The organism is Providencia sp. AGC89 (assembly GCF_053543535.1).
Genome location: NZ_JBIXLP010000063.1, coordinates 79,341 through 88,797, shown reverse-complemented (window position 1 = coordinate 88,797; position 9,457 = coordinate 79,341). Strand labels below are relative to the sequence as shown.

Genomic DNA, 9,457 nt, shown 5'->3' with positions numbered 1-9,457 from the left:
GTTCAGTGCTTATGAGATATTACCTAAACAAAAACACGTAGCAAGTAAGTTTTATACCCAACGAATAGAAAGAGAGAATTTGAATTTAAGAAATCGCTTAAAGCGTCTTAACCGTAAGACGTTAGGTTATTCGAAGTCGCCTGAAATGCATGATAAAATCATCGGCACATTCATAGAGCGGGAGTATTACCTATTGTGATGATCTCTATATTGAATACACGACCGAATATTGTCAGGAGTACTTAATCAAACACAGGCAGATACTGCAAATTTAAATTTAAAACTAACAATTATTACGCCACCCCAGTGCACCATCAGTAATGGTGATGAAATAACGGTTTCATTTGGGCAAGTTCAACAGGGGTTAATAGATGGCGTCAGCTATAAACGTACTCCAATTGACTATAGGTTAGCGTGTACTAGTGTTGCAACAAATGCTTTGAAAATGTCACTTTCTTGGAGTGCGGTGACTTTCAATGGGTTATCAGCTATTCAAACCAATCGCACTAATTTAGGAATAGCAATATACCAAGATGCAACTCGATTAAGTAATGGAGACAGCCTAAATTTCAACCTACTTGGCGCTCATCCCGCATTGTATGCCGTACCAGTCAAACCGACAGGCACTATGTTATCAGACGCGGGGGCATTTTCTGGTGCCATGACCATGACCTTAAATTATCAATAGGATGAAAAAATGAGGGCAAAAATCCACAGCTGGTTCTACATGTTTATCACATTCAATATAGTGTCATTTCCAGCATCAGCCGCGTTTACGGTGAATTTTAATGGTACGTTAGTTGTCACACCGCCAGAATGTACAGTTAATGGAGGCTCAACAACCGATGTACAATTTGGCGATGTACATGAAACATTGATTAATAATAGCAGTTATAAACGCACGCCAATTATGTATGCATTAAATTGCACACAGGTATACAACAACGCGCTAAAAATGACCTTAACGTGGAATGCCATCACGTTAAATGGCCAAAATGTAGTGCGCACTAATCGAAGTAATTTAGGAATAGCTATTTATCAAGATAATACTCGCTTGAATAATGGAACATCATTGAACTTCACCTATGGTGGGAGCATGCCCGCATTGTATGCCGTCCCAGTAAAACCAACAGGAACAGTACTCACTGACGGTGGTGAATTTAATGGTGTATTAACGATGGTTGTTGATTACCGCTGAGGAAATCTTTATGAAATTAAATCGGTGCTTAAAGTCAATTTTAACTTTCGTTATTCTGATTAATTCTGGTATGGCATTCGGTATCGGAGCTAATTTATCCGGAAACCTAATAGTAACACCTCCAGAATGTATTTTAAATAATGGACAACAGCAGGCTGTGCATTTTAACGATATTTTATTAACGCGTATCGATGGAATTAACTACCAGCAGACATTGGTATTTAAATTGACATGCACACAGCTGGCGAAGAATGCAATTAAACTTACGATTCAAGGTGATGTAACTAGTTTTAATAGCAATGGAGCGCTCAAAACTAGTCACTCTAAACTGGGTATAGCATTTTATCTAAATGATGTACGCCAAGCAATTAATGAGACTATAAACGTGAATTATACTGCATTACCTACAATTAAAGTGGCCCCCATAAAAAATCTAACTGCGAGCTACAGTAATACGGATGGAGGTGCATTTACTGCGTTAGCAACCCTGAAAGTAGATTATCAATGAGGGACATAATGGGAACATTATTACAAAAAATTTGCTTCTTACGTAACGGGCTAGGAGTAATACTCCTCACTATTGTCTCATGGAACTCACAAGCTAATTGGCTATTTGATGGGACATTGATTATTCCGCCAGTCTGTCAGCTAGGACATGAAGACCCGATCAGAGTTTCTTTTGGGAAGGTGGGAGTGCGAAAAGTTGATGGGCATTTATTTAAGCAAAATATTCCTTATCAACTTAATTGCCAAGGAGATTTAAATCAACCTTGGGATATCACTTTATCTTTTAATGCAACTTTAGCAGGTTCAGGATTTGATAATGCAACATTGCGTACTTCTAGCTTACTGAATGTAAACAAGCTAGGCATCCAAATACAAAAAGATGGTGTACCGCTGGAGTTAAATAAGGCATTTGCTATTGATACAGGGCATTTACCAGTACTATCTGCAGTTCCGATTAAGCGAACTGGCGTTGATTTAGTGGGAGATGATTTTACAGCACAAGGTACATTAGCGATTGCATTTCAATAAATACACCATGGACTAAGAGATGAAAATACAACTAGGCCGCTGGCTTCCTTGGGTAATATTAAGTATATCATTCCCAATATTTGCAGATGACGTACTTTTTGATGGCACGCTGGTAGAGGATGCCTGCGAAGTATACCCAGGGGATGAAAATATTGAACTCGATTTTGGGACTGTAATTGATGAATATCTATATCTCAATACACGTACGCATAGTCAGCCTTTTACTATTCGCTTAATTAATTGTGATTTGGTATTAGGAAAAGAAGTTCAAGTTACCTTTACAGGTAATGAAAGCACAACTTTACCTGGATTATTAGCTTTAAATAATGTAAGTCACGCAAAAGGTATTGCTGTGGGATTAGAATCAGCTAATGGTACGCCAATAAAACTGAACAAAATGAAAGGTCACATTCAAGGATTGCATTCTGGTAATGGTAATAATTTGAATTTTAAAGCATATATTCAAGGTGAGCCTAAAGCACTACAAGAAAAAAATATTATTCTGGGTGATTTCGTAGCTACAACTACTTTTACACTAGAATATGAATAAAATTTTTTTATAAAGATAAATATGGAAAGCAATAATGAATAGACTATTATTTCTGTTTTTTTTATTTTCAGGGCAATGCTTATCGGAAGAACTTACCGAATTGCCTGCAGGCAGTTCATTTATTTACCCTAAACAAATATCAACAAAATGGCTTCATTACACACTTTCAAATTGTATTGGCCCAAGCAATCCACATGCAAACTGTAGAGATAATAATGATATTGTTTTAGATGGTGAAATTGAAATAACGATACGCCTTACCCAGGGTACTTTAAACCAAGCGATTAATAATAGAATTAATGCGACAAATAATTCAACCACTATTTCTCGTCAAGGTAAATTTGACTGGGTAGGAGGTGGATATGGTCTGAGGATTGAATGGACTGAAACAGTACCGGGTTTAATCTGTACACCAAATGATAATGCTAGTTATCAAAAATGTCTAAGTCGATATTTGGGAAATACGTATACTGTGAAACATAACTTTATGACTTCACAAGGTGCAGCTGTGTGGAAACATTTAAGTAAATATCCGCTATGCAATAGAGGCATTCTCTTTCAAAACCAGTTATCTACAACAGGTGTTTCTGATATTTATTCGACAGATTTTGAATCAACATGCACAAAAGGAGGGCCAAATGATATAACTCCTCCAGAATTAGAAGATTCTGCAGTGTGTAGCTTAAATAGTCAAAACTTAAATTTAAATTACTCATCAACAAACTTTAATGTTACTGGCCTCACTCAAAATGTAAATTTAATGATTTCGTGTACCTCGGGTAGTGCAAAAAATTACAAACTTAAGTTGACGGGAAGTAATGTAACAAACGGTCGTCTTAATTTTGGTAATGGAGTTTCTGCCCAAGTATCATTGAATGGTACACAAGTTCAAGCTAATGGAATGGGGATCCAATTAGATAACTTAACGAGTAAATCGATTCCAGTAAGTGCGACTCTAATGGGATCTGCTTCGTCTGCTGGAGTCAGCAATGCAACGGGGGTTTTAATATTGGAGGCTCTATAAATAAAAAGTTTTTGAATTCATGTAACTTTAAAAAATAACAGTTAGTCTTAATCTTTTTTCAATAATAGGTGAGCATAAAACATTAATTAATGTGTAAACACCCCAATCACCTTAGACTAAATGATTTTTATTAATAATCTCATGAGCTATTGTGCTAATAAGATTAGCTTATTAGCATACACTACTGATTCATCAATAGTTTTTTAGTATATCAAAAATTTAAATCAGTATTTGTCTATAAAGGAGCCATCAAAAATGGACTTTTAAATTATTATAATTTCATTAAGATAATTTTAAATCAAGAAACGACAAATATAAATAGCATTAACATGTTAATATGTAAATAGAATGAAATAAACTAGCTCGATAAAGGAATATAAATATGGTCATTAATTCGAAAAAAGAAGTTCAACAGCACGAATTGGATATTCAATTTATGACGAGAACTTTAGCTGTTGCAACTGATGCTGCTAAAAAAGGCAATGAACCTTTTGGGGCAATATTAGTGAAAGCTAACCAAATTGTGATGATAGGAGAAAACCATATTCATACCGAGAGCGACCCCACCTATCATGCAGAAATAGGTCTTATACGAAAGTTTTGTTCAGAGCATAAAATTACAGACTTGTCAGAGTATACTCTTTATACTAGCTGTGAACCTTGCTGCATGTGTTCGGGAGCAATGGTTTGGAGCCAATTAGGACGAATGGTTTATAGCCTTTCACATGATGAATTAGCTGAAATTGCGGGCTTTAATATCATGCTCGGCAGTGATGAAATATTCGCAAAAAGCCCATTTAAGCCCACTGTAGTTAAAGGTATTTTAAAAGAACACGCGACTACGATTTATAAACAATATTTTAAACGAAGCTAATAATATTAGGCCTACTGCTGACTTATAATAATAACCTTAGCTCCTAAATACTGTGCTTTTGTGAGCCCTCATTGTAATGCAGTGAGGGCTTTTTATTCTCTACAAAATGGCGCAATCTCACCTTACTATGCGGATAAATTAAACTGTTGCACAGACTGCTGTAGCTCTTGGGTTTGCTGGCTTAATGAATTAGCTGCCGTAGCAACTTGTTCAACTAAAGACGCATTTTGCTGGGTAACGCTATCCATCTGCGTAATAGCGACACCGACTTGTGCAATCCCTTTACTTTGCTCCTCTGAAGCTACCGTAATTTGCTTCATAATAGCAGTGACCTCGTTAATACCTCGCAGGATACTTTCCATCGTTTTTCCCATCTCATTAACTAGCCCCGTTCCTTTTTCCACACAAGCACCTGAACTAGCAATTAACTTTTCAATCTCCATAGCGGCATCTGCACTGTGACTTGCCAATTTACGAACTTCAGCCGCAACCACCATAAAACCTCGACCATGCACACCAGCACGAGCCGCTTCAATAGATGCATTCAAAGCTAAGATATTTGTTTGAAAACTAATGTCATTCATCATGCTGATGATATCTGAGATTTTTTGTGAACTTTGTGAAATTTCACTCATCGTTGTAACGACAGAGTAAACAATTTCATTGCCTTTATTCGCAACCACAGAAGCTTCGCTAGCTAAATGGTTTGCGTGAAGTGTATTTTCCATATTCAACTGAACTGCGGCGGTGATTTGTTCCATACTCGCAGCGGTTTCTTCTAAGGCAGCCGCTTGTTCTTCAGTACGCGATGAAAGGTCATTATTACCATTAGAAATCTCACTCGCCCCCAGATAAATATTCTCACTTCCTTGCCTGATCGAGCCTACTGATTCATGCAGATCTTTTCTCATTTCTTCAAGGATCGGAAATAATCTCCCCACACAGTTGTTACCAAACGGTAGCACTGGCTGGCTTAAATTCCCTTTTGCAATTTCAATAAAGTGCTGTCTCAACACCCCTAATGGCTTTTGCATCATAGTCGCCATATAGCGATCCGTAAAAATGAGCATCAATATTCCTAGTATTGCCGTAATAATCATGACGATACGCGTAATATCCATCACATTATCAACATGTTGCCGAGTATGACTAATCAATGCATCAGCCGTCTGATTAAACTTTTGAATTGAAGCACCAAAAGCGCGGCTCAAAGCAGGAGTAATGTTGTGAGCATGGGCTAAATATTTATTCGGATCATTGTCCATGCTTAGCATAAGTTGAGGTGTTACCCCATCATCGAATAGCGCCTGCCAACTATAAATTACCTGCTCTGATATTTCAGGGTCCATTGGTCCTGGAGAGATAGACTTCATCTGTTCTAAATATTTTTCCATATTCGACAGAGCCTCTTTTACAGGGGCATAATCTACTGTTTTTCCTTCACTTTTACTTTCCATTACCCGAGTCAGTCGTGTGACAAATCGAAAATATTGATCGTTTCCCTGACTAAGTACTGTCATTTGCTGGACTAATTGTCTATCGATATCATTTCCATCTGCAATACGTGATAGTGACCAACCACTGTAAACATTTGTCCCCCCCAAAATCAGGCATAAAATACTTAATAATACGAAGACCGCAGTACGAATTGAGTAATCGCGAAGTTTCTGCATGGAATTTCTCTTTCGGTGAGATAAAATGACGATATTTAACTTTATCGGCGATAAAGAGAATAATTTTAGGGTTAACTGAAGTAGATAATCACAGAATCAGGCTGATAATAAGTAAAAACACTTATAATTCAAAGGGGTTACTATTTGGTTATGAGAATTATCGAATATCGATATTGGAATTTAATTCCAGAAACTTGATACAAGTCTCAAAATAATACAATCATTGAAAAAACAAACTGATATAAGAAATTATTTATTTTTGCATAAAAAGAGTTAGTGAATAATATTAAAATTACATACAGTTATAAAAAAGGCACAGCAAACCCTCACTGTACCTTTGCAGTTATTCTACAACTTGTATTTTGAAAAATTAACGGTATATCGGTAACAAATTAAACTGCGCTAACAATTGGCAAATAATGCCAACGACTCCAAAGGCGATAACGGCATAGATTAGCCCTTTTCCGCCCCATACTTTGAATCTAGAATCAGGGAAACGCTCTCTTACTTTTAATGCCATAACTGCCGGGCAAATAATCGCCCAGATACATGCGGCCATACCTGCATATGCAATTGCAATGAGAAAACCATTTGGGAATAACATGCAAAGAACAAGTGGTGGCAAGAAGCATAATAAGGCGGATTTCATTCTACCTGATGGGTTATCTTTAAAGTTTAATGAAGCAAGAATATAATCAAACAACCCAATAGCAACACCTAAAAATGAACAAAATACTGCACTTATTGAAAACCATAGTAAGAATGTCGCAATATTCTTACTATTGAGGACCGCATAAAGCGACTCAATAAACGCATCTAAATTACCACCTTTATTAATAATTGTTAAAAATTCTGTTCTTGGTAAATTCCCCATTGTTCCTAATATCCATAAGAAATAAAGAACAAGGGCTAATACACACCCAATCACACAGCTTTTAACCACTTTCCTTTCATTTTCATGATACAATTTATATAAGCTGCATACATTGCCATGATAACCAAAAGAAGTAATTGCATATGGAATAATAATAAAGATAAAGGGCAATAGTGATGTGTTTCCACCTTCAACTGGTGATGTTAATAACAAATCTGTTTTTACAATGAAAAATAACCCTGAGAAAGCCAAAATAAATAAAACTATTTTAATAAATAAAAATAAAGATGTTAACCGGCTTGCTCCTACCCCACTCCACCAAATACTTGCTCCTAATATCAATGTAAATACAATAAATATTAATCTTAAATTAACATTATAGCCATAAATAGCCGCAGCCTCTTTTATGACTGACCCTGCTGCTGATATATAGGCGTAAATTAATATATAAAGAACAAATATTAGTGCTATATTAGCAATATAGCATGCCCACTTTGGTAATAATTCTTTAGAAATAAAAAAATAATTCGTTCCCGCCCCATACTTAGATATACATTCTAAAATATAAATTCCTGAATGAAACATGAAGAAACAAACGATTAATAAAACAACTACAGAGTTAATAAACCAAGCTCCTGCCATAATAGTTGGCAAGCTAAACATCCCTGCCCCTATCATTGCACCGCCTAGCACAAAACCCCCTACCAATATGGAGGGTTCTTTTTTGGCTGCCAAATTATTCATGGTGTTCACCTTAAGAATAAGGATAAGGTTCCCGCATTGCACGGGAACCATAAGAGCGACCTATTATTTGATTGGTTTTAATCTTGCAGTAAAGTGCCTTAATACTGGAGGTTCATATTCAAAATCAAGCCCTTTCAAAGTAGCAAATTTGTCTTTTAACCCAATCAGAGCATCTGCAATGTAATCCATGTGGTCGTTGGTATAAACGCGTCTTGCAATAGTTAACCGCATAAACTCCATATCTGCATGTTTTTGTTTGCCTGTTTCGGGATCGCGCCCTAATAAGAATGAGCCTATTTCAACCGCACGAACACCAGATTCTAAATATAATGCATTAATAACCGCTTGTGCTGGGAACTGGTCGCCAGGAATATGCGGTACTAGTTTCTTACAATCCACAAATACCGCATGACCACCAGTAGGGTATTGAATTGAAATCCCTCCCTCACGTAAACGGTCTCCTAAATATTTAACTTGACCGATACGATAGTGTAAATATTCTTCCCCAGCCCCTTCTTCAAGGCCTTGAACCATGGCAGCCATATCACGACCAGCAAGACCGCCATAAGTAACAAACCCTTCCATTGGTACACAGCGCTGTCTAGCTAACGTAAATATCTTTTCATCATTCTTAATACAAACTAATCCACCAATATTCAATAATGGGTCTTTCTTAGCTGACATAGTTAATGCATCAGCATATTTGTACATATCCAGAATAATTTCTTTAATTGTTGAATTTTTATATTTAGGATCACGTTCTTTTATAAAATACGCATTTTCACAGAAACGCGCTGAATCCATAACAACAAAGATATTATGTTGTTTTGCTATTTCATAGACTTCTTTTAAGTTAGCCATTGATACTGGCTGGCCGCCGGCACTATTACAAGTAATAGTAGATACAATCGCCACAACATTTTCAGCGCCATGTTGTGCAATGTTATCCTTTAATTTTTGAATATCAAAGTTACCTTTCCAGTCATCATAGGTATCTGAGTCATAAGCTTTTTCTGTAACAATATTAACTGCTTTACAGCCATTTAATTCAACATGAGCAGCGGTAGTATCAAAGTGGAAATTAGAAATAAAGACAGGTTTTTTAGCACCACCTTGTTCCTGTTTTACTTTCAATAATACAGGAAATAACATGTTTTCAGCACCACGACCTTGGTGAGCAGGGATCACATAGTCATAATCGAACATCTCTTTAACTTTATCTTTTAAATCATAATAGTTACGAGATCCTGCATAGGCTTCATCACCAGTGATCATTGCTGCCCATTGATGATCACTCATGGCATTAGTACCTGAGTCGGTCAATAAATCAATATACACAGCACTGCTTGGTAGCAAGAATGGATTGTATCCAGCTTCTTTTAACGCAGCTTCACGCTCTTCTCTACTTGGAATACGGATATTTTCTACCATTTTAATACGGAATGGTTCTACAATTCTTTTAGCCATGATAATACCTTTAATTTT

The 9,457-nt window shown here is 36.5% G+C and carries 11 protein-coding genes; 8 read left to right on the top strand and 3 right to left on the bottom strand.

All coding sequences use genetic code 11. The annotated features are described in order from the left end of the window. From ACIPUA_RS12360 to ACIPUA_RS12325, 8 genes are all read left to right on the top strand, one after another. On the top strand, positions 1-199 hold a 199-nt coding region (locus tag ACIPUA_RS12360), incomplete at its 5' end, for an IS1 family transposase (RefSeq protein WP_449059717.1). Positions 200-229: 30 nt separating this feature from the next. Beyond that, on the top strand, positions 230-688 hold the full coding sequence (locus ACIPUA_RS12355) for a fimbrial protein (RefSeq protein ID WP_449059716.1): 459 nt from the start codon (positions 230-232) through the stop codon (positions 686-688). Between the two features lie 9 nt (positions 689-697). Beyond that, a complete protein-coding gene (locus ACIPUA_RS12350) occupies positions 698-1,198 on the top strand; it encodes a fimbrial protein (RefSeq protein WP_048606141.1) in 501 nt (166 codons plus the stop codon). A gap of 10 nt (positions 1,199-1,208) precedes the next feature. Continuing rightward, positions 1,209-1,706, top strand: a complete 498-nt coding sequence (locus ACIPUA_RS12345; protein ID WP_042846282.1) for a fimbrial protein — start codon at positions 1,209-1,211, stop codon at positions 1,704-1,706. An 8-nt stretch (positions 1,707-1,714) separates the two neighbouring features. Continuing rightward, on the top strand, positions 1,715-2,233 hold the full coding sequence (locus ACIPUA_RS12340) for a fimbrial protein (RefSeq protein WP_042846284.1): 519 nt from the start codon (positions 1,715-1,717) through the stop codon (positions 2,231-2,233). Between the two features lie 19 nt (positions 2,234-2,252). Next, positions 2,253-2,783 (top strand): fimbrial protein, encoded by a 531-nt coding sequence (locus tag ACIPUA_RS12335; protein ID WP_449059715.1) that lies wholly within the window; start codon positions 2,253-2,255, stop codon positions 2,781-2,783. Between the two features lie 34 nt (positions 2,784-2,817). After that, positions 2,818-3,807, top strand: a complete 990-nt coding sequence (locus tag ACIPUA_RS12330; protein ID WP_181468764.1) for a hypothetical protein — start codon at positions 2,818-2,820, stop codon at positions 3,805-3,807. Between the two features lie 382 nt (positions 3,808-4,189). After that, positions 4,190-4,681: a nucleoside deaminase gene (locus tag ACIPUA_RS12325; RefSeq protein ID WP_048606135.1), complete on the top strand. Its 492-nt coding sequence runs from the start codon at positions 4,190-4,192 to the stop codon at positions 4,679-4,681. Positions 4,682-4,806: 125 nt separating this feature from the next. Here the strand turns inward: ACIPUA_RS12325 and ACIPUA_RS12320 are convergent, their stop codons facing one another. From ACIPUA_RS12320 to ACIPUA_RS12310, 3 genes are all read right to left on the bottom strand, one after another. Beyond that, positions 4,807-6,354 carry a methyl-accepting chemotaxis protein gene (locus ACIPUA_RS12320; RefSeq protein WP_129466444.1) on the bottom strand — a complete coding sequence of 516 codons (1,548 nt, stop codon included), beginning with the start codon at positions 6,352-6,354 and terminating at the stop codon, positions 4,807-4,809. A 370-nt stretch (positions 6,355-6,724) separates the two neighbouring features. After that, positions 6,725-7,972, bottom strand: coding sequence for an aromatic amino acid transporter (locus ACIPUA_RS12315; protein ID WP_042846290.1), 1,248 nt, complete (start codon positions 7,970-7,972; stop codon positions 6,725-6,727). A 63-nt stretch (positions 7,973-8,035) separates the two neighbouring features. After that, entirely contained in the window at positions 8,036-9,439 is a 1,404-nt protein-coding gene (locus ACIPUA_RS12310) for a tryptophanase (protein WP_042846291.1), read from the bottom strand. Positions 9,440-9,457: the final 18 nt, after the last annotated feature.

Coding starts and splice junctions, on each gene's coding strand:
- ACIPUA_RS12345 (WP_042846282.1), top strand. CDS start 1,209: ATGAAATTAAATCGGTGCTTAAAGTCAATTTTAACTTTCGTTATTCTG.
- ACIPUA_RS12315 (WP_042846290.1), bottom strand. CDS start 7,972: ATGAATAATTTGGCAGCCAAAAAAGAACCCTCCATATTGGTAGGGGGT.
- ACIPUA_RS12330 (WP_181468764.1), top strand. CDS start 2,818: ATGAATAGACTATTATTTCTGTTTTTTTTATTTTCAGGGCAATGCTTA.
- ACIPUA_RS12310 (WP_042846291.1), bottom strand. CDS start 9,439: ATGGCTAAAAGAATTGTAGAACCATTCCGTATTAAAATGGTAGAAAAT.
- ACIPUA_RS12340 (WP_042846284.1), top strand. CDS start 1,715: ATGGGAACATTATTACAAAAAATTTGCTTCTTACGTAACGGGCTAGGA.
- ACIPUA_RS12335 (WP_449059715.1), top strand. CDS start 2,253: ATGAAAATACAACTAGGCCGCTGGCTTCCTTGGGTAATATTAAGTATA.
- ACIPUA_RS12350 (WP_048606141.1), top strand. CDS start 698: ATGAGGGCAAAAATCCACAGCTGGTTCTACATGTTTATCACATTCAAT.
- ACIPUA_RS12325 (WP_048606135.1), top strand. CDS start 4,190: ATGGTCATTAATTCGAAAAAAGAAGTTCAACAGCACGAATTGGATATT.
- ACIPUA_RS12320 (WP_129466444.1), bottom strand. CDS start 6,354: ATGCAGAAACTTCGCGATTACTCAATTCGTACTGCGGTCTTCGTATTA.